Origin of the sequence: Alishewanella agri BL06, assembly GCF_000272005.1 — a bacterium.
Lineage (GTDB): Bacteria > Pseudomonadota > Gammaproteobacteria > Enterobacterales > Alteromonadaceae > Alishewanella > Alishewanella agri.
Genome location: NZ_AKKU01000015.1, coordinates 59682 through 86242, shown reverse-complemented (window position 1 = coordinate 86242; position 26561 = coordinate 59682). Strand labels below are relative to the sequence as shown.

The 26561-nt window shown below is 51.1% G+C and carries 20 protein-coding genes; 14 read left to right on the top strand and 6 right to left on the bottom strand.

Going from position 1 to position 26561, the window contains the following annotated elements; genetic code table 11:
- Positions 1-67: 67 nt before the first annotated feature.
- The 6 genes from AGRI_RS08405 (at position 68) to AGRI_RS08380 (ending at position 7071) form a co-directional block, all read left to right on the top strand.
- The gene (locus tag AGRI_RS08405) at positions 68-1708 is read left to right on the top strand and encodes a methyl-accepting chemotaxis protein (protein WP_008984524.1); all 1641 of its coding nucleotides are present in this window, start codon (positions 68-70) and stop codon (positions 1706-1708) included.
- A 79-nt stretch (positions 1709-1787) separates the two neighbouring features.
- The gene (locus tag AGRI_RS08400) at positions 1788-2816 is read left to right on the top strand and encodes a substrate-binding domain-containing protein (protein WP_008984523.1); all 1029 of its coding nucleotides are present in this window, start codon (positions 1788-1790) and stop codon (positions 2814-2816) included.
- 144 nt (positions 2817-2960) lie between these two features.
- Complete coding sequence (gene pstC, locus AGRI_RS08395) at positions 2961-4340, top strand: phosphate ABC transporter permease subunit PstC (RefSeq protein ID WP_008984522.1); 1380 nt, start codon at positions 2961-2963, stop codon at positions 4338-4340.
- A 6-nt stretch (positions 4341-4346) separates the two neighbouring features.
- On the top strand, positions 4347-5714 hold the full coding sequence (gene pstA / locus AGRI_RS08390; RefSeq protein WP_008984521.1) for a phosphate ABC transporter permease PstA: 1368 nt from the start codon (positions 4347-4349) through the stop codon (positions 5712-5714).
- Between the two features lie 5 nt (positions 5715-5719).
- Positions 5720-6568 carry a phosphate ABC transporter ATP-binding protein PstB gene (gene pstB / locus AGRI_RS08385; protein ID WP_008984520.1) on the top strand — a complete coding sequence of 283 codons (849 nt, stop codon included), beginning with the start codon at positions 5720-5722 and terminating at the stop codon, positions 6566-6568.
- 296 nt (positions 6569-6864) lie between these two features.
- Complete coding sequence (locus tag AGRI_RS08380; protein WP_008984519.1) at positions 6865-7071, top strand: hypothetical protein; 207 nt, start codon at positions 6865-6867, stop codon at positions 7069-7071.
- 73 nt (positions 7072-7144) lie between these two features.
- On the opposite strand, the gene AGRI_RS08375 is transcribed toward AGRI_RS08380, so the two are convergent.
- Both AGRI_RS08375 and AGRI_RS16665 read right to left on the bottom strand, forming a co-directional pair.
- Positions 7145-9799, bottom strand: coding sequence for a TonB-dependent receptor domain-containing protein (locus tag AGRI_RS08375; protein ID WP_008984518.1), 2655 nt, complete (start codon positions 9797-9799; stop codon positions 7145-7147).
- A 105-nt stretch (positions 9800-9904) separates the two neighbouring features.
- Positions 9905-12598, bottom strand: a complete 2694-nt coding sequence (locus AGRI_RS16665; RefSeq protein WP_008984517.1) for a hypothetical protein — start codon at positions 12596-12598, stop codon at positions 9905-9907.
- Between the two features lie 302 nt (positions 12599-12900).
- Here AGRI_RS16665 and phoB point away from each other — a divergent pair, with 302 nt between their 5' ends.
- Both phoB and phoR read left to right on the top strand, forming a co-directional pair.
- Complete coding sequence (phoB, locus tag AGRI_RS08365; RefSeq protein WP_008984516.1) at positions 12901-13590, top strand: phosphate regulon transcriptional regulator PhoB; 690 nt, start codon at positions 12901-12903, stop codon at positions 13588-13590.
- A 6-nt stretch (positions 13591-13596) separates the two neighbouring features.
- Positions 13597-14934, top strand: coding sequence for a phosphate regulon sensor histidine kinase PhoR (gene phoR / locus AGRI_RS08360; protein WP_008984515.1), 1338 nt, complete (start codon positions 13597-13599; stop codon positions 14932-14934).
- Positions 14935-14936: 2 nt separating this feature from the next.
- Here phoR and AGRI_RS08355 read toward each other — a convergent pair whose 3' ends face one another.
- The 4 genes from AGRI_RS08355 to AGRI_RS08340 all read right to left on the bottom strand — a co-directional run bounded on the left by AGRI_RS08355 (position 14937) and on the right by AGRI_RS08340 (position 19808).
- Positions 14937-15536 carry a DNA-3-methyladenine glycosylase I gene (locus AGRI_RS08355; RefSeq protein ID WP_008984514.1) on the bottom strand — a complete coding sequence of 200 codons (600 nt, stop codon included), beginning with the start codon at positions 15534-15536 and terminating at the stop codon, positions 14937-14939.
- The gene (locus tag AGRI_RS08350) at positions 15536-17089 is read right to left on the bottom strand and encodes a Ppx/GppA phosphatase family protein (RefSeq protein ID WP_008984513.1); all 1554 of its coding nucleotides are present in this window, start codon (positions 17087-17089) and stop codon (positions 15536-15538) included. Before AGRI_RS08350 ends, AGRI_RS08355 begins: the two co-directional genes overlap by 1 nt.
- The gene (gene ppk1 / locus AGRI_RS08345) at positions 17086-19218 is read right to left on the bottom strand and encodes a polyphosphate kinase 1 (RefSeq protein ID WP_008984512.1); all 2133 of its coding nucleotides are present in this window, start codon (positions 19216-19218) and stop codon (positions 17086-17088) included. Before ppk1 ends, AGRI_RS08350 begins: the two co-directional genes overlap by 4 nt.
- A 92-nt stretch (positions 19219-19310) precedes the next feature.
- Positions 19311-19808, bottom strand: coding sequence for a glycine cleavage system transcriptional repressor (locus AGRI_RS08340; RefSeq protein ID WP_008984511.1), 498 nt, complete (start codon positions 19806-19808; stop codon positions 19311-19313).
- A 204-nt stretch (positions 19809-20012) separates the two neighbouring features.
- On the opposite strand from AGRI_RS08340, the gene AGRI_RS08335 reads away from it, so the two are divergent.
- The 6 genes from AGRI_RS08335 (at position 20013) to AGRI_RS08310 (ending at position 26560) form a co-directional block, all read left to right on the top strand.
- A complete protein-coding gene (locus AGRI_RS08335; RefSeq protein ID WP_156411317.1) occupies positions 20013-20966 on the top strand; it encodes a PstS family phosphate ABC transporter substrate-binding protein in 954 nt (317 codons plus the stop codon).
- On the top strand, positions 20963-22795 hold the full coding sequence (locus AGRI_RS08330; protein WP_008984509.1) for an ABC transporter permease subunit: 1833 nt from the start codon (positions 20963-20965) through the stop codon (positions 22793-22795). The genes AGRI_RS08335 and AGRI_RS08330 overlap by 4 nt, the downstream gene beginning before the upstream one ends.
- Entirely contained in the window at positions 22792-24147 is a 1356-nt protein-coding gene (gene pstA / locus AGRI_RS08325) for a phosphate ABC transporter permease PstA (RefSeq protein ID WP_008984508.1), read from the top strand. The genes AGRI_RS08330 and pstA (AGRI_RS08325) overlap by 4 nt, the downstream gene beginning before the upstream one ends.
- An 86-nt stretch (positions 24148-24233) precedes the next feature.
- Positions 24234-24977, top strand: a complete 744-nt coding sequence (gene pstB / locus AGRI_RS08320; protein WP_369815358.1) for a phosphate ABC transporter ATP-binding protein PstB — start codon at positions 24234-24236, stop codon at positions 24975-24977.
- A gap of 44 nt (positions 24978-25021) precedes the next feature.
- The gene (gene phoU, locus AGRI_RS08315) at positions 25022-25732 is read left to right on the top strand and encodes a phosphate signaling complex protein PhoU (RefSeq protein ID WP_008984506.1); all 711 of its coding nucleotides are present in this window, start codon (positions 25022-25024) and stop codon (positions 25730-25732) included.
- Positions 25733-25882: 150 nt separating this feature from the next.
- The gene (locus tag AGRI_RS08310; protein ID WP_008984505.1) at positions 25883-26560 is read left to right on the top strand and encodes a TIGR00153 family protein; all 678 of its coding nucleotides are present in this window, start codon (positions 25883-25885) and stop codon (positions 26558-26560) included.
- Position 26561: the final 1 nt, after the last annotated feature.

Sequence of the window (26561 nt, the reverse complement as noted above, 5' to 3'; positions counted from 1 at the left end):
TGTCATAAAAAAGTCATATCGCACTGCTAAGGTTCGCCGCAGCGAAAGGCTGGCTGAGGAGAAAGCGATGACGTTCGGGATAAAAATTGCGACCAGGGTAATGCTGTTAGGGTTGGTACCTCTGGGATTACTGGTCGCGGTGTTATTGGCTTCATTTTATGCTGCCAACGAGAAAGATCAACTGTTTAACCGCTTATACAGCGAACACCTGGTGATTCTGGCTGACGTCATGCATACGCAGAAGATCCTGCAGCAACAAGGTCTGGCTGAGCTCCAGCAATATCGAACTGGTTGGGCTTCAGCCGAGGCAACCCATACTAAGGTCACCACTCTGCTGCAACAGGCCGAATTACACTGGCAGCAATTTCAGGCGCAGCGGGTCGTAGATAGCGAAGAGACAGCCGCGGCCTTTACCGAGCTGGATCAGACGTTTGCCCGGGCTTTGAAGCACTATCAGGACTGGATTGGTTATGTCGGAACAGACGCTTTGCTGGTCAGAATTTTAAATGAGTCGACGATTAGTAACGAGGTGAAGCAGCAGATCCAGCCGTTTACCGATCTAGCTGACCAATTTATTCAGCAGCAAATTGCGACGGCGGCGAAAGTACGGGATCAAGCCACAGCCCTGACTCAGCTGATGTTGCAAGTTTATCTGCTCGGGGGCCTGTTATTAGCGCTGCTGATTTTGGCGTTGATTTGGCGCACCCGGCGAGCCGTTAATTTGCCACTGCGCCAATTACGCGATTTGTTGTTGCGATTGGAGCAGGATGCGGATTTAACGCTGCGTGCCAATGCGCAGGGCCAGGACGAAATAGCAGAAGCCGCAACCGCACTTAATCGGATGTTGCAGCGATTTGCAGACTTGCTGCAACAATTAGGGGTGAGCGCAGCCCAGCTTAGTCAGCAGGCAACAGAGGTTTCTGCCTTTGGTGAACAGGTTAAGGGCGGGGCGGCTGAACAAGCTCAGCAAGCAGACCAGCTGGCGCTGGCAGCCGCTGAAATGCAGCAGGCATTACAGCAGGTAACCGCGCAAACGCAAGCGGCATCGGAAACTGCCCAGGAGGCGACAGAACGCTGCGCCAACGGGCGACAGGTGAGTCAAGCCAGTATGCAGAGTGCCGAACAACTTGCGGCAGAATTGGCACAAAGTGCTAAGCTTACCGCAGCCTTGCAGCAAGACTCGGCAAAAATTTCCGGGGTGCTGGAAGTGATAGGCAAGATCTCCGAGCAAACCAATTTGCTGGCGCTGAATGCCGCCATTGAAGCGGCACGCGCTGGCGAGGCCGGCCGGGGCTTTTCGGTCGTTGCCGATGAAGTCCGGACCCTGTCTGCGAATACGAAAGCGGCAACGGAATCGATCCGGCAAATGATAGTCAGCTTGCAGCAACAAGCTGACAAGGCGTTGGCAGGGATCAGTGTCGCCGATCAGCGGGCATTACACAGTGTGCAGCTGGCACGGCAAACCGAGCAGATGTTTGGCGAGTTAGCCAATGAAGTCACAGCGCTACACAATTTTAATGCCAGAATTGTCAGCGCCAGTGCCGAGCAACAGCAACTGGCCGTGCGTTTTAATCAGGGCATTAATCGCTTACATGATGCCAGCCAGCAGTTGCATCAGGGCACAGCGGCATCCGCACAGGCCAGCGAACAACTCTCAGCTGTCGCTGCACAGCTGGAGCAGGGGTGGCGTTCATTTAAAGTGGTTTGATTTGCCGTTTGTCATATTAGTGTCACAAAAATATCGCAAACTGAGTGCATCAACTAAGCAGGTACTGAGGGTACTCCAGATGAAAATGTCAAAATTACACACCGTTGTCGTCGCTGCAGCTGTCAGCATCAGTCTGCAGGCCGTTGCGCAAAGCACGCGTGATACTATCCAAATTGCCGGTTCGTCGTCGGTATTACCGTTCTCATCGGTTGCAGCAGAAGAATTTGGTAATAACTTTGCCCAGTTTAAAACACCGGTCGTCGGTTCAGGTGGTTCGTCAGGCGGTTTACGCCAGTTCTGTCAGGGCGTCGGTACCAACACTATTGATATCGCCAATTCATCACGGCCAATGCGTCCGGGTGAAGTAGAAGCCTGTAAAGCCAATGGTGTAAATTCAATTATTGAAGTCAAAATCGGCTATGACGGTATCGTGTTTGCGTCACGGATTGATGCCGGTGATTTTGCGTTGAAACCAGAACATGTGTTCCTGGCGCAGGCAGCGCAAGTACCACAAAATGGCAAAATGGTCGCTAACCCTTATACTAACTGGCGCCAGATTGATGCCAGCTTACCAGATCAAAACATTCTGCTGGCGATCCCGGGTTCTAACCATGGTACCCGTGAAGTCTATGAAGAGAAGGTTGTGGTTCCGGGTTGTCAGGAATTACCGGAAGTCAAAGCCATGAGCAAAGATGACCAGGGTAAATTCTGTGTTGCGATGCGTACCGATGGCCGGGTAGTAGAAATTGCCGGTGACTACACTGAAACTCTGGCGCGTTTACAAGCACAGAGAGATGCGATTGGTGTCTTTGGGTTAACCTTCTATGAAAATAACCGTGACCGGATCAAGGTAGCGACCGTTAGTGGTGTCGTGCCGACCGTTGATACGGTGTTGTCTGGTCAGTATCCGGTAGCCCGCCCATTGTTCTTCTATGTCAAAGGCGCACACATTGGTGTGATCCCGGGTTTACAGGAATTTGCCGAGTTCTTCGTAGCAGATGCCACCTCAGGTTTTGGTAGCCCGTTAGAAGCGGTAGGTTTAATTCCGTTATCAGATGATGAGCGTGAGCAGATACTGCAGCAAATTCGCAGCAAGCAGTCACTGTAATCTGAACTATGCTTAATAAAAAAGAGTCGCCCGTCGGCTCTTTTTTCGCCACTTACGCTGGCTGTAATAAAACTGTCATTTTTGGCGTTTATGCTGTCGACCTTTGGCTGCAGGGCAATGGCGCACTGCTAACACGGAGCAAAGATGAGTAACCTAACGTTAATTGTATGCTTGCTGGTAGTGATGGCAATGGCCTATCAGCTAGGCATGGTGCGCAGCCGCAAGGTAGCGACAATTAACCCGGTACAGCGGATGCATTCGCGACCACAGCACTACGGCATGATGGTTGCGCTGTGGGCCGTATTACCGGCTTTTTTTATCTTAGTTATTTGGAATCTGTTGGCACCTGATGTGATAGCTGCACTGGTACAGCAGAGTTTACCGCCGGAAATTCAGAGCCAGGATGCACAGGCAGTGGCGGTAACGCTGCGCCGGATTGCCAATCTGGCGGCAAATTTCGGCATCGTCGCGGAAGCCGCTGATTGGGAACTGGCAGCAGCAGCTTATATGCAGCAGTTACAGCATAGCAGCGGTCTGATGCTAACGGCGTTGATGGCGGCGATTGCGGCAGCAGGCCTGACCTTCAGTTACTTTAAAATTGCACCACAGCGCCGCGCCCGGCATCAGGTGGAACGGGTCGTGAAGGCAGTGCTGGTGATCTGTTCAACTATCGCCATTTTGACCACTATCGGCATTGTGTTGTCGATGGTGACCGAGACGCTGAAATTTTTTAGTTTTATCAAACCGACAGACTTCTTTTTTGGCACGACCTGGAACCCGCGGTTCTCGACTACCGGCGCCACCGACCAGGGCAGCTTTGGTTTATTGCCGTTGTTAAGCGGTACCATGATGATTGCGGTTATCGCATTATTAGTCGCGATTCCACTGGGTTTAATGGTGGCGATTTATCTGGCTGAATATGCGCCCGCTAAGTTACGTAATACGGTAAAACCGGTGATTGAAGTTTTGGCCGGTATTCCGACCATCGTCTATGGCTTCTTTGCGTTGGTGACTGTCGGTCCTTTTCTGTCCGATCTGGGGCAAACACTGGGCCTGACCATCCGTGCCACTTCCGCATTAACTGCGGGGGTAGTAATGGGGATTATGATTATTCCTTTTATCTCGTCTTTGTCTGATGACATTATTACTCAGGTACCCAAGGCACTGCGCGATGGCTCGCTGGGCCTGGGCGCCACTAAGTCAGAAACGATTCGTAAGGTGGTATTACCTGCTGCCTTACCCGGTATTGTGGGGGCTGTGTTGCTGGCCGCGAGCCGGGCAATAGGTGAAACGATGATCGTGGTGCTGGCCGCTGGTAATGCGCCGGCGCTGACGGCTAACCCGTTCGAGGCGGTATCGACGGTCACAGTAACTATTGTCAATCAGCTGACCGGTGATAATGACTTTGCCAGCCCACAATCGTTAGTGGCCTTTGCCCTGGGTCTAACCCTCTTCGTGATTACCTTATTGCTGAATATTATTGCGCTGGTGATCGTCCGTAAGTATCGCGAACAATACGAGTAAGCCAAGATGACTGTCGCAGAAACTGAAAAGAAACCCTTGCCGGCGCCGTCTAAGGTGCAGCAAAAGGTGCAGCAATCGCTGGCACGGCGCCAGCGCCAGGAAAAACTATTCCGTGGTGTGGGTATCAGTGCGGTCGCCTGCAGTTTGTTGTTGGTGGCGCTGCTGTTTATTAATATCTTCTCCAAAGGCTTGCCGGCGTTCTGGCAGGCCACCATCACGCTGGATATTTACTTTGATCCGGCAATAGTGAAGATTCCGGAGCAGCCGGTGCAGGGCGCAGAGGAATCTGATAATGACTTTCGCGAGCGCGATCTGGCGTGGCGCTCGGCGGTGGGAATGGTCAATTACAACCGGCTGATTCAGGCCGGTCTGGAAAAAGTGATCCCGGATGCGTTGCAGCATCGCCGTGATCTGGCACGTATCGTGACTTCGGGTGAACGTTTCGCGCTACGGGATCTGGTGATTGCTGATCCAACTTTGGTTGGTCAAACCAAAACCCTGCATTTACTGACCGATGCTAATATCGACGTCTGGTTAAAAGGCAATATCGATCGCAGTTTGCCGGATGCTCAGCAGCAGCTGAGTGCCAAGGTGCGGGAATGGGTTGACCAATTAGCTGCCGAGGGCGTGATCCAGAATCGTTTTAGTTTTGCACTCTTTATGAACCCGGATTCGCGCAGCTCGTTGGCCTCCGCCGGTCTGGCTGGCGCCTTTATGGGCTCCTTATATATGATGCTGGTGGTGATCCTGCTGGCAGTACCTATGGGTGTCGCCGCCGCGATTTATCTGGAAGAGTTTGCACCAAAAAATAAACTCACCGATTTGGTTGAAGTGAATATCAACAATCTGGCAGCGGTACCTTCTATCGTGTTTGGTTTGCTCGGTGCCGCGGTGTTTATCGGCTGGTTTAACCTGCCGATGTCGGCGCCGGTGGTCGGTGGTTTGGTGTTATCATTAATGACCCTGCCAACTGTCATTATCGCCACCCGCTCGACCTTAAAAGCGATACCGCCATCGATCCGGCAAGCGGCGCTGGGCTTAGGTGCCTCGAAGATGCAGGCAATCTTTCACCATGTATTACCGTTAGCCATACCGGGCATTTTGACTGGCGCCATTATCGGGGTGGCGCAGGCGCTGGGCGAAACCGCTCCGTTGCTGTTAATCGGTATGAAATCCTTTGTGGCGTCGGTACCGGCAGGTCCATTTGAACAATCTACAGCTTTGCCGGTACAGATTTATCTGTGGCAAGGTAATGAATTACGTAATTTCTTTGAGGCCAGAACCTCAGCGGCGATCATCGTGCTGCTGGCGTTAATGCTGAGCCTGAATGCGCTGGCCATCTGGCTGCGGAAAAAATATGAGAAAAGGTGGTAAGGCCGATGAGTAATGACAAGCTTCAGACTGCGACCGTAACAAGCGCTGATATCAACGACATTAAGCTGCAGGAGTCGCTGGCAGCGACTGCGGCGCAGCCGGTCAAGATTACGGCACGGGATGTGAAAGTATTTTACGGCGATAATCAGGCGATTCACGGTATTGATTTAGACGTTTACCAAAACGAAGTCGTCGCCTTTATCGGGCCGTCTGGCTGCGGTAAATCAACCTTCTTACGTTGTCTGAACCGGATGAACGATACCATTGATATTTGTCGGGTAACCGGTGAGATTAAGTTGGATGACCGGAATATCTATGATCCGACGCTGGACGTGGTGCAATTGCGTGCACAAGTTGGCATGGTATTCCAAAAGCCGAATCCGTTCCCAAAGTCCATCTATGAAAATATTGCCTACGGGCCAAAATTGCACGGTTTAGCCGAGAAAAAGTCGGATCTGGATGATATTGTCGAGTCGAGTTTGCGACGTGCCGGTTTATGGAATGAAGTTAAAGATCGTTTAAATCAGCCAGGCACCGGTTTGTCCGGTGGTCAGCAGCAACGGTTGTGTATTGCTCGTACTATTGCGGTGAGTCCGGAAGTGATTTTGATGGATGAACCCTGCTCGGCGCTGGATCCGATTGCGACCTCGATTATTGAAGAGTTGATCGACGAGTTAAAGCAAAACTTTACCATCGTTATTGTGACTCACAATATGCAACAGGCCGCCCGGGTATCGGATCGTACCGCTTTCTTCCATTTGGGCAACCTGATTGAGATTGGTGCCACTAACGAGTTATTTACTAACCCGAAGCAAAAACGCACCGAAGATTATATTACCGGCCGTTATGGTTAAGGGTGATAGTGAAGGTTTTGCAAACCCGCCGCCATGGCGGGTTTTTTGTTTGCTGATCAGGGCGTGTTGACGTGAGATTTTATCTGAGGTTATGACAAGTCTAAGCTTAAAGTCATTAATATGACAAAAATATGACATTATTATTAAGCGCTGCATTTTAAAATTTTATAAAAATCATAAGCTTAAAATAAAAATAAATAATTTTATCACCTTCATTAAACTGTAACAAAAATCTGCTAGACAGGCCGATTTTTGCTGTCTATAGTTCAAGCAAGTTCACAGGTGAGGGCAGGCAGATGAAAAAATCCATTCCAACCATAATCGCAGTCGCCGCCGCTTTGGCATTAACCGGCTGTTCGACTTTAGATACTAACCGTTATACCTACCAACTGGATGAAGAGCGGATGAAGCAGGCGCCGGCATTAACCCGCACTGCTGCACATACCGGCCATGTTGTCTGGGTTAACCCACCGCAAAAGCGGGTTAAAGCTGAGCAAAAATAACAGGCAGATACAAGGTTAAGTTGTAAAAAGGCCCGCATTGTGCGGGCCTTTGTCTTTGGGGCTCAGAGTGTGGTTAGTACTTATAGGAAAAGCTTAACGAGTAACTCTGGCCTTCGGTACGCTGCTGTAGGATTTCACCTTGTTGCAGAATTTCGACCTGCTCATCCAGTAAGTTCTTTAAGCCCAGCTTCACCGTCATATTGTCCAGCGGACTGTAGCTGTAGGTAAAGTCCAGCGAGTGGAACGGCTGCTCAAAGGCATCGTCTTTCTGGTTTACCCCGGCAAAGGCAATGCGCTTGCCAAAGACGTTATAGGTCAGGGTCGCGTTGTGCTTGTCATCATCCGAGTCAAAGCCCAGCTGGAAGTTAACCACATATTTAGAGTGACCACTTAAGCGCCGCTCCAGGTTGGTCAGGTTAGCGCCCGGGAAGCGTTGGATCTGGATTTCTGAGTCGCTTAACGTCAGGTTACCGGCAACGAAGAAATTATTGGCAAGACTGCCAAAATCGCCGCTAAACATATCGAGCTGTTGTAAAAACTCCGCTTCGATACCATAGACTTTACCGCTTTCTGCGTTACGGAATGACATCAGCAAGTTACCGTCAGAGCCAGACAGTTCAATGGCTTCGATCGGATTATCCAGCTTCTTGTAGAAAGCACCGATACTGTAGTTGCTGTTATCGTAATACCACTCTAAGCGTGCATCGACGCTGTCGATATCAGTACTTTGCAAACCGGCAAAACCTGTGACCTTAAAGTCGGTCAGCGGGTCAACATACAGCACCGGTGTCACTTCCCGTAAGTCCGGGCGGATCACGGTCTGGCTGTAACCAAAGCGGGCTTGCAGCTCGTCATTGATAAACCAGGTTAGTGATAGTGCCGGGTAGAAGCCATCCTCCAGCAACGCCGACTCTGCCGGGTTGGCCGAGACTTCACCACGGGCATTTAACGGCAACGAGATTTGTTTAAAGTCCTCATAGCGTACACCCAGGTTTAAGCGCCACTGATAATCATAATTGATTTCCAGCGCGGCATAACCTGCATCCAGCATCTGTGCCGCCAGATAATCATCTGCCTGAGTGGTAACGTTTGAGACCTGGAAGCCATTAGCCGGGTTCAGAATATTGGCATCGGAGAAAATCTCTGAGAAGCTGCCGCTTAATTGCTGCAGGCTATAACCAACAGTATTGAAGTTAAACAAGTTAGTGCTGGCATCACGGCTGCGCTCAAAATAGGAATAGCCACCGCTCAGTACCATTTCGGCTTTGCCGAGGCTCAGTGGTAATTTGGCGTTCCAGCTACCGTTTTGCGTTTCGTCCTGCATATCGCCAAAGCTGTAGTTCACTGCATTTTGATTACGACGCAGGAAGCGGAACAAACTGTCATCAGCCTGCCGTTCGTTCAGATAACGGAACTCGACTTCAGAGGGCGCATAACGACGGGCTTTGGCATCGGTAAATTGCCAATCTACTGCTAAGTCAGACAAAAACGGGAAATTATGCCGGCCACGTAACTGATTGCTCAGCATAGTGCGCTCTTCGTAGCGGATGCTGGTGTCGGTATTAAAGCGGTTCGTTTCATTGATGGTTTCAATGGAGTCACCGGTTTTAATTTTGATTTCGTCCTTGGTATCCAGCAGATAGATGGTTGAACTTTCCAGCCGGTGGTCGACACCCAGCTCTAAACCGAAGTTCAGCATGCCAGACAGTTTGACCTGATGCTCAGTACCACGGATATCATCGTAACGATTTAACGGCACCAGATTGTCGCCGGAAACGGAGAAATAGCGTTCTTTCTCTTCAATGTTCTGAGTTGAACGGTCATAGCTAACACCGGTCATCATACCAAAGACGACGTTTTTGCTGAGTTCAAACCGCTCACCATAAGACAGACTGCCATCAAAATCCGGCTTAATACTGGTTTCGCGCAGATCGAGATCCCGGTTAAAGCTCAGGCCCAGCTCGCGCAAAATGGTGTTGGCCTGCGCCAGAGTACCAGCATTCAGACCGCCCAGGCTTTCAGCGATATTAATTTGTGAGATGGTGCCATATTGCTGCAGCGCATTTGCCAACACCGGGCTGATACCACGGGTGCCATCATCACGACCACGCCAGTCATCACTACCGCCGGCATAATCGACGCCTTTGTCACTGTTCAGGCTGTTATAGCCAGTGCCAACAGACAGGTTAAAGCTACGTTGTAACGGAATGGTCGCGGTACGGATATTCACATTACCACCGCCAAAGGCTGCCGGTAGCTCCGGAGAATAGGCTTTTTGTACCACTAAACTTTCAATAATACCGGCTGGAAACATATCCAGCGGAATCACGTTCCGGGTCGGATCCGGGCTCGGTACCATAGCACCGTTTAACAAGGTGCTGGAGTAGCGTTCACCCAAGCCGCGGACATAAATAAACTTGTCGTTCACCAGTGTTAAACCGGTAACCCGACGTAGCGCAGTGGCGGCATTACTGTCGCCGGCGCGGGAGATTTGTTCCATGCCGAGTAATTCGGCGACATAAGGTTGCTCGCGGCGCTCAGCGGCAGCGGAGGCGGCTGAGCTTAGCAGGCGGCCCGACACGGCAATGCGCTCCAGCTCTTCATCAGTAGGAGCCGGCGCGGTGTCCTGAGCGAGGGTAGAAAAAGAAACCAGGGCGGTGGCGGTCGCCAGGGCCAGCATTACGCTGCGGCCAACCCGGTTAATGGTAAAACTTGGCATGCTGCTCATCTGAACGTTGTCCTGTAAGCTTATTTTCTGCAACAACGCCGGTGTACTACCGGCTTCAGGTCAAAAAAAGGGGCTGCTGCAGCCTGGCTGCAGCAGCACTCTGACTTAACGCTCTAAGCCAACGGTCCAACCGCGGGTCCAGTCCTGACCTTCTTTAACCGCGCCGATAAAATCGACATCTTCAAAGAAGCTATTCACGGTTGACAGCGCTTTTGGCTGGGTAGTGTCGATAGTGAACACGCCATTTAATACTGCACTCATACCCGCGGCGGTACTGTTACCTTCTTGCGCCAGGAACCACTGTTCTACGGTAGTATTGGCATCGACGGTGCCGCGGAACGGCTCACTACAAGCGATCACTGAGTGAGTCATTTGCAACTCACCACTGGCTGCCAGAGCGCGGGACTCGTTCGATTCAATCTCTAAGCATTCACCCATGCCGGTTGGGCCGGTAATAATAAAGTTGTGCAGCTTGGCGTTAGTACCGGCACGCAGCAGAACACCCTCAGAATCATCATCACCGTCAAAGGTGTTACCAATAATGGTCATGTTGGCGATAATCGGGTTAGAGATTGGCAGGGCACCAAAGTTACCTGATTGGTTATCGGCTTCGATACCACGGTTGGCTTTCGCGCCGTCAGTAGCGTGTTGTACCAGCACAAACTGCATATTACCGCGCCAGCCATCAGCCCAATCCAGAGAGTCATCACCGTTGGCGGTTAACACCACGTTTTTACAGCTGACCGCACCACCGAAGAACTCCACGCCGTCATCAACGTTTTGGTGTACCTGGATGTTTGAACACTGAGTACCTGAACCGACACCAGCAAAGGTGATACCGTTCAGCTCGTTATCCGGAATAACTTCAAAGCCGGCATGTTTTACTACTACATAGTTCAGCACACCACTGTTATCTTCCCAGTTAGCACCGCCGTATGGACCAGCATCACCCTCGGCTTCTACCCGGCAGTTAGCCAGATCGTTCTGATCACATTTATTCGTTGGTGCATTGCCCAGTAACACCAAACCACCCCACTGACCAGCAGCTGTCGGTGAGCCGATCACGTCCTGTACTGACGTCATCACGATTGGGTTAGCGGCGGTGCCGTTAGCATTAATTTTCGAACCGCGGGTAATCACCAGGAAATCAGCACCTGACTTACCATAAATCCGTACGCCCGGCTCAATATTCAGAGTGGCATTATTCTGGTTGTCCTGGCCGATACGTACCCGACCGCTTAACACATAGTCAGCACCGGCTTGCAGCGTAATACTGGTGGTAATATCACCCGTCAGCTGACAGTTAATACGGCCAGTCAGGCTGGCGACTTCAGTGGTGCCAGTCGGGCAGGCTGCCAGGTCGTTATCTGGATGCAGGCCAAAGGTCCAGCCAACCGTCCAGTCATTTTCGCCATCAAAGGCACCGATATAGTCAACGTCATCAAACCAAGGGTCAATAAAGTTAGACACATTGAGGCCATTGCCCAGCGCCGGTGAGTTCGGTGCCGGAATATAACCGCCTAATAAGGCATCGGCCACGATATTGCCTGGTTGTGCGCGGAACCATTGTTCTGCATTGAAGGTGCTGTTACCTGAACCATCAACGGTGTCTTTGAATGGCTCGGCACAATCGATAATTGAATGTTCAAAACGGATCTGACCACCGTTCGCATTGGCGACTGATTCATCTGAGTTAATCTCAAAACATTCACCCATACCCGCCGGGCCGGTAATAATGGTGTTGTAGATTTCACCGGCAGTACCAGCGCGCAGCAGGATACCTTCAGAATCATCGTCACCGTCAAAGTTATTACCAATAATGGTCATATTGGCAATGCGCGGGTTAGAAATTGGCTCAGCGGTAAAGTTACCAGATTGGTTATCTGCCTCGATACCGCGGTTAGCTTTGGTATCGTTAGGGTTATGGCGGATTAAGATATGTTGGGCTCTGCCGGTCCAACCATCAGCCCAATCCAGCGAATCATCGCGGTTGCCGGTTAATACCACGTACTTGGCATCAACGGTACCACCAAAAAACTCAACACCGTCATCCAGATTATTATGCACCTGAATATATTCTACGCGGGTGCCTGAACCGACACCGGCAAAGGTAATGCCGTTTAATTCGTTGTCCGGGATAACTTCAAAGCCGGCATATTTCACCTGTACATAACGCAGCGCACCGCTGTTATCTTCCGGGTTATTACCGCCATAAGGGCCCGCTTCACCTTCGGCTTCTACCTGGCAACTGGCCAGGGTGGCAGGGTCACATTTATTGGTTGGGGCATTACCCAGAATAACGACGCCACCCCATTCGCCAAAGGAGTTTTCATCCGATAAGCCCAGCATGTCGTTGACAGAGGTAAAGACGATTGGCTCGCTACGGGTACCAATGGCCTGAATTTTTGAACCACGAGCGATAACCAGATAGTCGGCACCGCTTTTACCAAACACCTGCGTACCCGGCTCGATGGTCAGGGTAGCGCTATTGGCATTATCATTACCGACAGTCACCTTGCCGCTTAACGCCCAGGCAATGTCTTTGGTCAGGCGGGTATCTGCAGTGATAGTGCCTGTGACTTCACACACTGGCTTCGCTACACCAGCCAGGCTGGCGCCTTGGGTAGCAAAAGATGGACAAGCACTGACTGGTGGGGTAGTACCGCCGCCTGAGCCACCACCATTGTTACCACCACTATTACCGCCTGTATTGGTGTTTACCACCAGATCGCCGCCACAGCCGGCTAGCATTAAAGCCGAAGCCACAGCACTTAATTTCAGGAAGTTGCGTAACGCCATTACCATCTCTCCGTTGGATTTAAAGTTTATCGGGTCAGTGTTAACTCGGTGGCTGTAAACTAAAGCAGGGCTGTGACGCTTTTATTACAATTGGCTGCGCTGATATCAGTACCTGCCGCCAAGCCAGTAAAAATGGGCTTAGCGGAGCTGGCTGCAATAAAAAATTCATCCAGCTGTCATTTTTCAGTGGGTTGATGGGAATTCTGGCTGGCGTGATAACTGCTGTTATTTTTCATAAAACTGTCATAATTTAAGAAGATACTAGGTCGCAACCCGATTAGCTGGAACTCAGGTAGGATAAGATGTCGTCACGAAGAATATTGGTGGTAGAGGATGAAGCACCAATCCGCGATATGTTGTGCTTTGTATTAGAACAAAACGGTTATCAGGCTGCGACCGCTGCTGACTACAACAGCGCGTTGAACATGTTGGCTGAACCCTATCCGGATCTGGTGTTGCTGGACTGGATGCTACCCGGTGGTAGTGGTATTCAGATTGCCAAAAAAATGAAACAACACGAGATCACCCGCAATATTCCGATTATTATGATCACGGCACGTGGTGAAGAGGAAGACAAAGTGCGTGGTTTGGAAGTCGGTGCTGATGATTATGTGACTAAACCTTTTTCGCCAAAAGAGTTAATGGCACGCATCAAAGCGGTGATCCGCCGCGTTGCACCGACCAGCCTCGATGATGTGATTGAAGTACAGGGCTTAAAACTGGATCCGGTATCACATCGGGTGTCAGCGGAAGAGCAACCACTGGATATGGGACCGACCGAGTTCCGGTTACTGCATTTCTTTATGACCCACCCGGAACGGGTTTACAGCCGGGAGCAGTTACTGGACCATGTCTGGGGCACCAATGTTTATGTCGAGGATCGGACTGTTGATGTACATATCCGCCGCTTACGTAAAGCCATTTCGCCGACCGGGCACGACCGTCTGGTACAAACGGTGCGTGGCTCTGGCTACCGTTTTTCGGCGAAGTAACGGCTGATGCGCCTGCTGCTGTCGAAAAAACGGCTGGCCAGCAAGGCGCTGCTCTACTATGGGCTAACGGCCTTTGTCGGCTGGATGTTCGGCCAGGTGCTGCTATTTTTATTGCTGCTGAGCCTGGGGCATCTGCTGTGGCAATATAAACATATTTTTCTGCTCGATAAGTGGTTATGGCGCGATCGCAAGTTAACCCCACCCGCCGGTGATGGCAGCTGGCAGCAAATCTTCGATGGTATTTACTTTCAACAACGTCGTGAGCGCCGTAAACGCAAAGAGCTGCGCACTCTGGTGCGGCGCTTTCGCGACGGTGCCGAAGCGCTGCCTGAAGCGGTAGTGGTATTAAACGAAGACTGGAGCATTATCTGGTGTAACAAGCTGGCACAGTTGCTGGTCGGGTTGCGTTGGCCGAGTGACGAAGGTCAGCGTATCGATAACCTGATCCGCTCGCCGGAATTTCATCATTATCTGAAACAACAAAACTTTCAGCAGCCGTTGGAAGTGATGTCGCCCACATCATCCAGTGTGATGCTGGAATGTAAGATGATGCCTTATGGCAAAGCGCAATTTTTGTTGATAGTGCGTGATATCACCCAGCTTAAACAGTTAGAGCAAATCCGCAAAGACTTTGTTGCCAACGTTTCACATGAACTGCGCACGCCACTGACGGTATTACAGGGTTACCTGGAGGTGATGGATGGTGAGCAGCAACCGCCGGCTGCCATCTGGCAAAAAGCGCACGGCGTGATGTTGGAGCAAACCCGGCGCATGGATAGCCTGGTGCAACAGTTACTAACCTTATCGCGAATTGAAGCCGCAGCGCGGGTGCAATTTGATCAGGAGGTGGATGTGCCGGCAATGTTGCAGCTGATTGCGACGGAAGCGGAAACCCTGAATCGGGATAAGCAGCACAAATTACACTTTTCGATAGACACCACGCTGAAAGTCACCGGCGCGCCGGATGAGCTGCGTAGCGCTTTCTCGAATCTGGTGACGAATGCGATTAAATATACGCCGGCTGGTGGCGAAATCGAGGTCAGCTGGCAGCGCGATGGTCAGCGCGCCCTCTTTACCGTTACCGATAACGGTGAAGGGATCGCAGCGCATCACGTTAAACGCCTGACTGAACGGTTTTACCGCGTCGATCAGGCCAGGGCGCGCAATACCGGCGGCACCGGGCTGGGCTTGTCGATCGTTAAACATGTATTATCCCGGCATAACAGCCAATTATTGATTTTTTCTGAGCCGGGGAAAGGCAGTAGCTTCTCTTTTGCCTTACCACCAGAATTGGTGATAGGCGTGCAGACACCGAAGAAGCGTGCCAAGTTTAAAGTGAAATAATGCTAGAGCGTATCGAGCGCGGGCAAATCGCGATAGCCAGCAATAATTTGGTCGCGCCGAAAACAATCCAGGCTGTGATCATTGACCATACCACAGGCCTGCATATGGGCGTAAATAATGGTCGAGCCGACAAATTTAAAACCACGTCGCTGTAAGTCTTTACTAAAGGCGTCCGAGATGTCAGTGCGCGCCGGATAGTCACTGAGTTGCTGGCGCTGATTCAGCAGCGGCTGGCCATTGACGAACTGCCACTGATAACGGGCAAAGCTGCCAAACTCTTGTTGTACCTCTAAAAAGCGTGCTGCATTATTCACCGCAGCCCGAACTTTGAGTTGGTTACGGATAATGCCAGGGTTTTGCAGCAGGCTCTGGATTTTAGCCTCGTCGAACATTGCGACTTGCACCGGGTCAAACCCGGCGAACGCCAGCCGGTAATTCAGGCGCTTTTTTAACACCGTATACCAGCTTAAACCGGCTTGCGCCGCTTCCAGAGTCAGATATTCAAATAACTTGCGGTCATCAAATACCGGCACGCCCCATTCCTCGTCGTGGTAAGCGACATAGTCGGCTTTGCTTTGATCAAGCCAGGGACAGCGACACATCAGGATGCCAGCTCGGTAAAAACTGCACCATCGGGCAGATCCTGCAAAGTCGGGATCTCCAGTTTAAAAGCAATTTTCTTCAGAATTTTCTGCTCTTGCAGTAAGTCGGCGGCCAGCACGCTTTGCAGTTGCAACCATTCCGGAGCCAGTTGTAACTGCAGATATTGTACCTTGGCGGTTGCGGTCAGAGGCGGTAGAAAATCATCGCGGCGTTTTTGATTTAACAACACAGCCAAGCGTAACAGTACCAACAAGTTAATCACCTTCGGCAACTCATACAGGCTGAAATAGGGGATTTCATCAGCACGAATTTTACGGCGGTGAAAGCGCACCAGACAGGCCAGCAAACTTTGTTGCTCCTGATTGAAGCCCGGCAGGTTAGCGTTTTGCAGAATGTAAGCCGAGTGTTTTTGTACCCCGGATGAGTTAATATGCAGGCCGATTTCATACACGGTTGCGGCAAAACCGAGCAGCAAGGCATCTTCGTCATCCAGTTGCCAGCTATCGCGCACCAGCGCCAACAGCGCCAGCGCCGTTCCCTTAACCCGATTGGCTTGGGCCTGGTCGATATCATAGCGTTGTAGCAAGCTGTACATAGTTTGTTCGCGAATATCCAGATGTTGCATCCGATCACTCATCTCATACAGCACGCCTTCACGCAGTGCGGCGTCAACATAGACCAATTGTTCAATTTGCAGCATCTGAAAGGCGGCAATCAGAATACTCAGACCCGAGCAGAGCAGTAGCTTGCGGTCATCGGTGAGGCCGGTTAGTTCCAGCTCTGCACTGTTGTCAAAGTTAAGCAGGTAATCGCGTAATTGCAATAAATGACATAACTCAACCGGTCCGTTGGTCCAGCCAAAGTTGACCACAATATCACGCAGTGTTTTGATGGTGCCCGAGGTACCGACGACTTGCTGCCAACCCGTAGCCCGGAAGCTGCTGATAATCGGCTCCAGTTCCTGCTCGGCCTGAATAATGGCCTTGTTAAAGCGCCGGGCACTGATTTTCCCTGCCGGAAAATGGCTCTTCGCGTAGCTGACGCAGCCCATATTGCGACTGCTCAGCCGCAGTGGCTGGGCGCCGTCGCCGATGGCAAACTCGGTACTGCCACCACCGATATCGATGACCAGCCGCTTGCCACTAAAGTGCTCAAAATGTGCGACGCCCTGATAGATAAAACGTGCTTCTTCCTGACCGGAAATCACTTCAATCGGAAACGGAAATAAGGTTTTTGCCCGTCGTAAAAACGTGGCGGCATTTTTGGCGCGACGCAAGGTATAGGTGGCAATCACCCGCACGGACTGCGGTGCGAAAGGTTGCAGAGTATCGGCAAACTGCCGCAGCACATTCAACCCGCGCTCGATGGCTTCTTCACTTAGTACCAAGTCTTCGTTTAAGCCTTCGGCCAGTTGAACTTTCTGTTTTTCCCGATGCAGCAGTTGGATGTCGCCCTTGACAATCCGGGCGATCACCATGTGAAAGCTGTTCGAGCCCAAATCAACTGCGGCGATATAAGGGCTGGTGGTGCTGGCTGATTCAGTTATGCTCAAAATTCCGGTTCAGTCTGTTGCAGTAACAGCTGGCTTTGGGCAGCAAAGAAATCATAGATGCTTTGCTGCGAGCGGATATTCCGCTTATTGCCACGCTTTACATAAGGGTTACTCTGTTTAGCGTCAATCATACGGGCTTTGACGTTATCCCGCCACTGGATATCCAGAGTGGTTAAAATCGTTTGCTTAATTTTTGCATCCAGAATCGGCACGCCAACCTCAACCCGCTGGTCGATGTTACGCGTCATCCAGTCGGCCGAAGATAAGTATAAATCAGTGTCACCGCCATTGTGGAATACATACACCCGGGCATGTTCGAGAAAACGGTCCAGAATACTGATCACTTTAATATTCTGGCTCTTGCCGGGAAGGCCGGGTACCAGGGTACACATTCCACGAATAATCATCCGGATCTTGACACCGGCCTGACTGGCTTTGTACAGCAACTGCACAATTTCTTCGTCGACCAGATTATTCACTTTCAGGAAAATCTCTGCTTTACGGCCACTCACCGCGAAGTCGATTTCACGCTGAATTAACTGCAGCAATTTCGGCCGGCTCCAGGTAGGCGACACAATTAAATGATTAAACTGGAATGGCCGGTATGAGTATTGAATAAACTCAAAAACCTGCTCAATTTCAGCGGTGATTTCCGGATGGCAGGTAAATAAGCTCATGTCGGTGTAGATACGCGCTGTTTTTTCGTTAAAGTTACCACTGCCGATATGGCCATAGCGTACCGGCTTACCTTTCTCAAGCCGGGTAATTAGACAAATCTTCGAGTGAATCTTTAGCGTGGTCTGGCCAAAAATGACTTCAATACCGGCATCGGTCATTTTTCTGGCCCAATTGATGTTGTTTTCTTCATCAAAACGCGCTTTTAATTCGACTACCACGGTAACTTTCTTACCATTACGCACCGCATCCAGCAGCGAATGAATAACCCGCGAATGTTTCGCTACCCGGTACATGGTGATTTTGATATGGGTGACCTTAGGGTCGAATGACGCCTGCCGTACCCACTCGGTAAAGTAGCCAAAGCTGTGATAAGGGTAGTACAACATAATATCGGCATTACGAATGGCGTCAAAAGTAGTGGGATGCGCTTCAAAATCTGCACTGGGCAACGGCGGCAGCGGCGCAAACTCCATACTCTGGTGGCCCAGGTTGGGAAAACCGATAAAGTCTTTGAAGTTACGGTAGCGGCTACCGGCAATTAACGCATCCATCGAGCCGGTGCCAAGCTGTTTAGTCAGCACTTTTAACATTTGCTCCGGCATAGCAGCATCATAGACCAAGCGCGTCGGTTCTGATTTCAGCCGCTGGCGGATCCCTTTGGACATTTTATCAATCAAGCTCTGATCCAGCGTATCGCTGATATTGTACTCAGCGTCACGGGTCAGCTTGAGCGAGAAGGCACAGATTTGGTCAAACTCAAAAAAGCCCTGAAATAAATCGCCAATACAGTGATTAATAATATCGTCCAGTAACAAAATCTGCCGGCGGTAATGACCGTTCTTCTTCCGGGTATTCAGATTTAGCGGCAGCTCAATAAAACGCGATACTTCATCTGTGGGTACCTGCACTATGGCATATTCCGGTTTATTACTGCCGGTCATTTCCACCATCAGATAGGTCGTATTATCTTCAAGGATCTTACTGAGCGAGGCATCAGTGCTGGACAGAATGATCGGTGAGATATGCTTTTTAACTTCATTTTTAAAAAAGCTTTTTACCCAGCCGGATTGCAACTCGGTCAGTTTACTGTCGTCAATTAACTCAATATTGTGTTTACGCAGCTCCAACTGAATATCCAGGTAGATTTTGTTGAACTGCTTACCCAGCTGCAATACCTGGTTTTGAATTTCAATCAGCAGCAGCTCAGCATCTTCGTGTTCATAGGTTTGATATTTTTTCAGCAGAATACGGCGTTTCACATCGGCAACCCGCACCCGGAAAAACTCATCCAGGTTGTTAGAATAAATACCGAGAAATCTCAGCCGCTCAATGGGTGGGTTGCGGGTATCGGCGGCTTCCTGTAACACCCGGCCGTTAAAGGCCAACCAACTGAGTTCTCTCGGAAATAATGGATACTCAGAGGACGGGGCCGGGGTGTGCTGCTGTTCCATGAATTTGCTCCTGCTTACTGCTTGCAAAGCACTCTATGTCAGTTTTGTGACAAAGCGATGACAGTGCCGTGCGAGGGCACTGTGGGTCCTGGTTATTCTAGATCGACAACAATATCGGTGGCGATAGCCTCGAGTGCGGCAGTGACATCATCCCGCTTTAATCCTGCTGGCAATTGCACGGTCGCTTCGGCATGAAATAACGGCGAGCCCCAGTTCGGCGCGCTTTGTTTGCTGCTTTCAAAGGCAATAATATTGGCACCTTTGTGGCTTAATACCGTTGAGAGTTCGCGTACTATGCCGGGACGGTCGTTGCCGGTAATGACAAAGCGTAATTGCTGTTGCTTATCCAGCTGGCTATCTTCGCCTTGCTGCACCCGGATATCCAAATCTTTCACCTGGCCAAGCGCCTGGGTCAGATCAGCCAGGTCCGGCTCAGCAACTTCAATTTGCACTATACCGGCAAAATAGCCAGCTAAGTGACTTAAGTTACTGGCCATCCAGTTACCACGATGCTCATTGATTACCCGGGATAATTGCTCAACGAGGCCAGCTTTATCTTTACCGATAATGGTTAACACCAACTGCTTCATGCGAACTCCTGTATTAGGGAAGATATAATGCTTTTGGGTATCGTTTTTTCTCTGCATAGAGTTTAGCGGCAACTTGATGTTTTTACAGTTATCTGTGAATTTTTATTTACTCTGCTAGGCGTCAGCGCAGTCGCTGCGCTAAGATGGCGTTTTTGACAAGATGCTTAGGCTTTGATGTTAGTTGCAACCGCAAAATTGCGCCTGATGATAATTAGCTTAGTGCTGGCGGCGTTAAGCCCGGCACTCAGGGCAGTCTCGCCTGAACAAAGCGCAACGCTTGCTGTGGCCGAGCCCACGCCGCTCAGCGGCACCTTGTCCAGCACCGGCTCTGACACCCTACATAATATGATGATGATCTGGCGGCGGCAGTTTGTGGCGTTACATCCGCAATTAAATTTACAGATCCAAAGCAGTGGCTCGGCGACAGCGCCGGTAGCACTATTAGAGGGCACTGCCAGCTTGGGGCCAATGAGCCGGCCGATGCTGGCCGTCGAGCAAGAACGGTTCCGGCGTCGCTTTGGCTACGATGCTATAGCCGTGCCTGTCGCGCTGGATATGCTGGCGCTCTATGTGCATCAGGACAATCCGCTGCGCAGTATCAGCATGGCGCAGCTGGAAAGTATTTATGCTCAAAATCGCTTATGTCATCGCCAGGCCGCGATTGAGCGCTGGGGTGAACTCGGCCTCGCTGGCACCTGGCAATCCCGTCCAGTCGCCGCTTATGGCCGCAATCCGGCCTCCGGAACCTATGGTTTCTTCCGCCAGCAGGTGCTGTGTGAGGGCGATTATCAACAACGGGTGCAGCAATTACCCGGCGCGGCGGCGGTGGTGCGGGCGGTGAGTCAAAGTGTCAATGCCATTGGCTATTCTGGGCTAGGCCAGCAAATTGCCGGTGTGAAAATACTGGCGCTGCAGGCTGACGCCAACAGCCCGGCGCTAATGCCGACGCCGGAACACGCCATCAGTGGTCGTTATCCACTGGCCAGGGTACTCTATATTTATCTGAATAAAGCGCCGGCGCGCGCCCTGCCTGCCGCTGAACAGGCATTTTTGCGTTTTGTGTTATCGGCCGAGGGACAAGCCTTACTCAGTAATGATGGTTTAGTACCAGTGCCAGCGGCACTGCGAGCGCAGGCGATTCAGGAGTTGGGATTATGACACAAGGCACCCCGCCGCTGAGTCGCTTACCCGCCGGTAAACAGCGGCAGCGTCGAACGCAGCAGCGCCGCTGGTTGAACCGACTCTGGTCCTGGTTGATTACACTGGCAGGTGGCAGTGTGATTCTGGCCTTGCTTGGGATCTTCGTTTATCTGCTGACAGAGGTCACGCCGTTGTTTAAACCGGTTTCTGCTCAGCCGATAGTGGTAGAACACTCCCCCCCCGCTTTTGACATAACGCCAGCTCCGATACCGGCAGCAGCGGCGACTGCTGCCGGTTTTGAGGTGGCCTTTAGCTTAGTCGAGCCATTGCAAGGTTATCTGTTGTTGGCTGCCAGTAATGGCGAGGCTTGTTTATGGTGGCAACGACAACCTGAAGCGGGCTGTTTGCAGCGTTTATCGTTAACGGATCGCACTGTGAATTTAACGACGCTGCGTTGGTTGGCAGGCAAGCAAAGTATTGTTTCCGGTGACAGTAGTGGCCAGCTGAAACAATGGTTTTTCTTGCCTGATGAGCACGGGCAGCTCCGTATCAGTTGGATTAAGCCTTTTGCCAGACGCAATGCGGCCATTGTCGATATTGCACCTGAACAGGGCCGCAGTGGTTTTGCTGTGCTGGATGCCGCGGGGGGCGTGAGCCTGTTTTACGCCAATCTGACTAAACCTTTGTGGCAGGGGCAGGCTGCGGAGTATCAAAGGGCGACCAGGTTACAGTTTAGCCAGCGTAACGAACAGTTATGGTTGCTGGGGCCAGGCGAACCAACTGCATTACAACTGGACAACCGTCATCCGGAAATCTCCTGGCGCACCCTGTTCCAGAAGGTCTGGTACGAAGGTTGGCAGCAGCCGGAGTATGTCTGGCAAAGTAGTGGCGGCGCCGAGTTAAGACAGGGTAAGTACTCACTAGTGCCTTTGACTATTGGCACCTTGAAAGCCGCATTTTATGCCATGCTGGTTGCGGTTCCGCTGGGCATACTGGCGGCACTTTATACCGCCTGTTTCCTCAGTGAGCCGTTACGTAGCAGGCTCAGTCAGCTGATTGAGCTGTTGGCCTTGTTTCCAACGGTAATTATCGGTTTTCTGGCCGCGATCTGGCTGGCGCCGGCGTTGGAGCAACATTTGCTGGCATTGCTGCTGTTTTTATTGCTGCTGCCCTTGCTGGTGCTGGCTTTGGCGCGGCTGTGGCCGCGGCTGCCGAAGCGCTGGCAACAGATCCCTGGCAGCGGCTGGGATTTAATGCTGCTGGCCGCCTTGCTGTTTGTTACAGCTTATCTGGCGTTACTGGGCGGTGACACCCTGCAACAACAGTTTTTTAGCGGCAGTTTTCGGTTTTGGTTAAACGAGCAGGGCGTCAGTTATCAGCAGCGTAATGCCTTGGTCGTTGGTCTGGCAATGGGCTTTGCGGTGTTACCAATCATTTTTAGTATTTGCTACGATGTGATGTCACAGGTACCGCGGCAGTTAACGCTGGGGGCATCAGCACTGGGCGCGACGCATTGGCAAATCGTGCGGCGGGTGATTTGGCCACTGTCGTTGCCAGGCGTCCTGGCTGCGGTCATGTTGGGGCTGGGCCGGGCGCTGGGCGAAACGATGATTATTTTAATGGCAACCGGTAATGCGCCAATCAGCAACTTTAACCTGTTTGAGGGGCTACGCAGTTTAACTGCCACTCTGACCATTGAGTTACCGGAAGCTGCAGTTGACAGTAGCCATTACCGGATGTTGTTTTTAGTCGCTATTCTGTTATTTATTTTCACCTTTATGGCTAACACCCTGGCTGATCTGGTACGCCAGCGGCTAAAACGCAATTTCCAGAGGCTGGACACATGACGCCGGATTACCATCAGCGCAATTACTGGTTCTGGCTGGCCGCCCTGGCCAGTGCTTTTGTTTTGATGCTGCTGCTAGCGCTGTCTTATCTGATGTTAAGCCGTGGTCTGGGGTTGTTCTGGCCGGCTGATATTGTGCAATTTCGGGTTAGTCAGAACGCAGAATCACCACATGAGGCTTCTTTGGTGCTGGGTGAAGTGGTTAGTCAACAGCAGTTGACGGCTCCACAGTTGGCCGCGGCGGGGTTAACTTTTTCTGCACCTGCAACGCGTATATTAGTCAAGCAAGGATATCAACCGTCAGGCGCACCGGCTTTTCGCTGGTACTGGCAACAGCAGCTTAGTGACGTGCAGCGACCACCAGAGGTCTTGCTGGTCAGGCATCGGCAGTTCGGTGAGCTGTATGGCTGGCCGCAAGCGATGTCAGAGGGCCAGTTACTATTGCAACTGGCAAATGGCCAGCAACTGCGGCTGCAGCAAGCAGATATTATGCTGCAGTTGGCACCCAATAGCTTAAGTTGGTTGCAAAAGATGCGCTGGTTTGCCGGGCAATGGTGGTCTTTTCTCAGTACTGAACCGCGTGAAGCGAACAGTGCCGGTGGCATACTGCCGGCTATTACCGGTACGCTGTTGTCGGTGTTACTTATGGCGGTAGTCGTAGCACCGATCGGTATTATGGCGGGGATTTATCTGCACGAATATGCACGGGATGGCCGTTTGGTGCGTCTGGTGAGACTCAGCGTACATAATCTGGCTGGCGTGCCGTCTGTGGTATTTGGCGTCTTTGGCCTGGGCTTTTTTGTCTATGTGTTGGGTGGCAGTATTGACCAGCTGTTTTACCCGGAGCGATTACCGCAACCCACCTTTGGCACCCCCGGCCTGATCTGGGTATCGCTGACGCTGGCGCTACTGACTCTGCCGGTGGTAATAGTCGCAACCGAGGAGGGATTGGCGCGGATCCCATCCAGTTTACGCTTAGGGGGTTATGCGCTGGGCGCGACCAAAGCCGAAGTGTTGCGTAAGCTGATCCTACCGGCTGCCCGCCCGGCGATGTTAACCGGTATTATCCTGGCGGTATCTCGCGCCGCTGGCGAGGTAGCGCCGTTGATTTTTGTTGGCGTAGTAAAATATGCGCCGGTATTGCCGCTTAGTAGTAGCGCACCTTATATCCAACTGGATCAGCAAATTATGAGTCTGGGCTTTCAAATCTATGATGTCGGTTTACAGAGCTCGAATGCGGATGCCGCTGAACCCAGAGTATTTGCGATTGCTCTGGTGCTGCTCGTGTTGATTGGTGTATTAAATTTACTGGCGATGCGGTTACGGCGTTACTATCGGCGTCGGGTGGTCTAGGTCGAGTAAACGTCAACACGCCCTATTAGTCATAAAATTGTCATATTATCCGGTTACACTGGCCGGCAGAGGATTAAGGTTTGAAAATATCAGTTCGGGATTTGTCAGTGAGTTTGGCAGGGAAAAAGGTGCTGGATAATATCAGCCTGAACATCCCTGCTAACCAGGTCACCGCCCTGATCGGCCCTTCCGGTTGCGGTAAATCCAGTTTATTGCGGAGTTTTAACCGCATGAATGAGTTGCTGGATGACGCTGTAACCGAGGGTGACGTCTTGCTTGATGAGCTGAACATCTATGGTCCGGGTGTTGACCTGGCTGAGCTTAGGCGCCGGGTCGGTATTGTGTTTCAAAAGCCTAACCCTTTTCCATTGTCAGTCTATGAGAACGTGGCGTTCGGCTTACGCTTACAAGGTGTGAACAGTTCGCGACAGCTCGATGAGCTGGTAGAGGAGGCGTTGGTCAAGGCAGCGCTGTGGCAGGAGGTCAAAGAGCGGCTGTTCGATAATGCTCTGACCTTATCCGGTGGCCAACAGCAGCGTCTGGTTATTGCCCGGGCGATTGCAATTGAACCCGAGGTCTTGCTGTTGGATGAACCCGCCTCGGCTTTGGATCCAATCTCGACTCTGAAAATTGAAGAGCTGATTTATGAATTAAAGCAGCACTACACTATAGTTATTGTAACGCATAATATGCAGCAGGCAGCTCGAGTATCCGACTTCACTGCGTTTATGAACTTGGGGCGGCTGGTTGAGTTTAATACCACCAACCGGATTTTTACTGATCCCAGCGAGCCACAAACAGAAGATTATATTACCGGGCGCTTTGGTTAAGGCTGTCTGGACGTCGTCAACAGACCACAGTGGGGTGTACCAACATGGATAAACTGAATTTATCGAAGCACATTTCCAGCCAGTTTAATGAAGAGTTGGAGCAAATCCGCAACCATGTGATGTCGATGGGCGGCCTGATTGAGCGTCAGTTGTATGATGCGCTGACTGCTATCGCCAATAACGACAGTGAGCTGGCGCAGCAGGTGATTGAAAACGATTTGAAAGTTAACGAGTGGGAACTGCAAATCGACAAAGAGTGTACCCGGATGATTGCGAAGCGGCAGCCAGCGGCCAGCGATTTACGCTTAATTATGGCGATTTTAAAAAGTATCGCGGATCTGGAACGGATCGGTGATGAAACCCGCCGTATTGCTAAGGTGGCGCTGGAATCCTTTAACAGCGATCAGCAAGATCTGTTAGTTAATCTGGATAATCTGGGACGCCATGTGGCGCAAATGCTGCACGACGTGCTGGACGCCTTTGCCCGGATGGATGTTGAAGCAGCCTTAACGGTACACAAAGAAGATAAAAAAGTGGATCGGGAGTATGAAGCCATTACCCGCCAGCTGATGACCTATATGATTGAAGATCCGCGTTCTATTCCAAAGGTGATGAATGTGCTGTGGTCTGCCCGCTCGCTGGAGCGGATTGGTGATCGTTGTAAAAACCTGTCCGAGTACATTATTTTCTTTGTTAAAGGTAAGGTAGTACGGCATAGCAGCCAGGAGCAGCTGGAGCAGGAAGTACGTAGTTAATTCGACGCCGCAGCTCGCTTTTTGACAGCGCCTTAGCCAGAATAATGGCTAAGGCGTTTTTGTTACTGGTCCGATATTTCATTTTTATTGCATTCTGATTGCGGTTACAATGCGCGCCGACTAGAGTCATTCAACACAAAGAGGCCTTTTATGCCCGCTAATACTTTTTTATCTGTGTTTGCCAAATCGCCGATTAAGCCGATTGAAGAGCACATCCGCAAGGTGTACGAAGCCAGTACCTTGTTACTGCCTTTTTTTGCTGCGGTATATCAAAAAGATTGGATTCAGGCTGCCGATGTTCGGAAAAAAATTGTCGCGCTGGAAAAAGAAGCCGACAAATTAAAACGCGAGATCCGGGTTAATTTACCCCGTGGCTTATTTTTACCGGTCGACCGTACCGATATTCTGGAGCTGGTGTCGCAGCAAGATAAGATTGCCAATAAAACCAAAGATATTTCTGGTCGGGTGCTGGGGCGGGAGTTAGAAATTCCGCTGCCGTTACAGGATGATTTTACCGCCTATATCAAACGCTGTTTAGATGCGACAGAGATGGCGTCACAAGTCATCAATGAGCTGGATGAACTGCTGGAAACCGGTTTCCGTGGTCGAGAAGTGGATCTGGTGATTAAGATGGTAGAGCAATTGGATGCCATCGAACATGATACTGATGAAATGCAAATTAAACTGCGCAAGGCCGTGCGGTTAGCCGAGAAGGATTTAAACCCGGTCGATGTGATCTTCTTATATCGCACACTGGAATGGTTAGGCGATCTGGCTGACGTAGCACTGCGCGTTGGTTCTCGTCTGGAAATTATGCTCGCCCGCTAAC

Bases quoted from the DNA above. Each gene is read 5' to 3' on its own strand.
- AGRI_RS08405 (WP_008984524.1), top strand. From the start codon at position 68: ATGACGTTCGGGATAAAAATTGCGACCAGGGTAATGCTGTTAGGGTTG.
- AGRI_RS08400 (WP_008984523.1), top strand. From the start codon at position 1,788: ATGAAAATGTCAAAATTACACACCGTTGTCGTCGCTGCAGCTGTCAGC.
- pstC (WP_008984522.1), top strand. From the start codon at position 2,961: ATGAGTAACCTAACGTTAATTGTATGCTTGCTGGTAGTGATGGCAATG.
- pstA (WP_008984521.1), top strand. From the start codon at position 4,347: ATGACTGTCGCAGAAACTGAAAAGAAACCCTTGCCGGCGCCGTCTAAG.
- pstB (WP_008984520.1), top strand. From the start codon at position 5,720: ATGAGTAATGACAAGCTTCAGACTGCGACCGTAACAAGCGCTGATATC.
- AGRI_RS08380 (WP_008984519.1), top strand. From the start codon at position 6,865: ATGAAAAAATCCATTCCAACCATAATCGCAGTCGCCGCCGCTTTGGCA.
- AGRI_RS08375 (WP_008984518.1), bottom strand. From the start codon at position 9,799: ATGAGCAGCATGCCAAGTTTTACCATTAACCGGGTTGGCCGCAGCGTA.
- AGRI_RS16665 (WP_008984517.1), bottom strand. From the start codon at position 12,598: ATGGCGTTACGCAACTTCCTGAAATTAAGTGCTGTGGCTTCGGCTTTA.
- phoB (WP_008984516.1), top strand. From the start codon at position 12,901: ATGTCGTCACGAAGAATATTGGTGGTAGAGGATGAAGCACCAATCCGC.
- phoR (WP_008984515.1), top strand. From the start codon at position 13,597: ATGCGCCTGCTGCTGTCGAAAAAACGGCTGGCCAGCAAGGCGCTGCTC.
- AGRI_RS08355 (WP_008984514.1), bottom strand. From the start codon at position 15,536: ATGTGTCGCTGTCCCTGGCTTGATCAAAGCAAAGCCGACTATGTCGCT.
- ppk1 (WP_008984512.1), bottom strand. From the start codon at position 19,218: ATGGAACAGCAGCACACCCCGGCCCCGTCCTCTGAGTATCCATTATTT.
- AGRI_RS08340 (WP_008984511.1), bottom strand. From the start codon at position 19,808: ATGAAGCAGTTGGTGTTAACCATTATCGGTAAAGATAAAGCTGGCCTC.
- AGRI_RS08335 (WP_156411317.1), top strand. From the start codon at position 20,013: ATGATAATTAGCTTAGTGCTGGCGGCGTTAAGCCCGGCACTCAGGGCA.
- AGRI_RS08330 (WP_008984509.1), top strand. From the start codon at position 20,963: ATGACACAAGGCACCCCGCCGCTGAGTCGCTTACCCGCCGGTAAACAG.
- pstA (WP_008984508.1), top strand. From the start codon at position 22,792: ATGACGCCGGATTACCATCAGCGCAATTACTGGTTCTGGCTGGCCGCC.
- phoU (WP_008984506.1), top strand. From the start codon at position 25,022: ATGGATAAACTGAATTTATCGAAGCACATTTCCAGCCAGTTTAATGAA.
- AGRI_RS08310 (WP_008984505.1), top strand. From the start codon at position 25,883: ATGCCCGCTAATACTTTTTTATCTGTGTTTGCCAAATCGCCGATTAAG.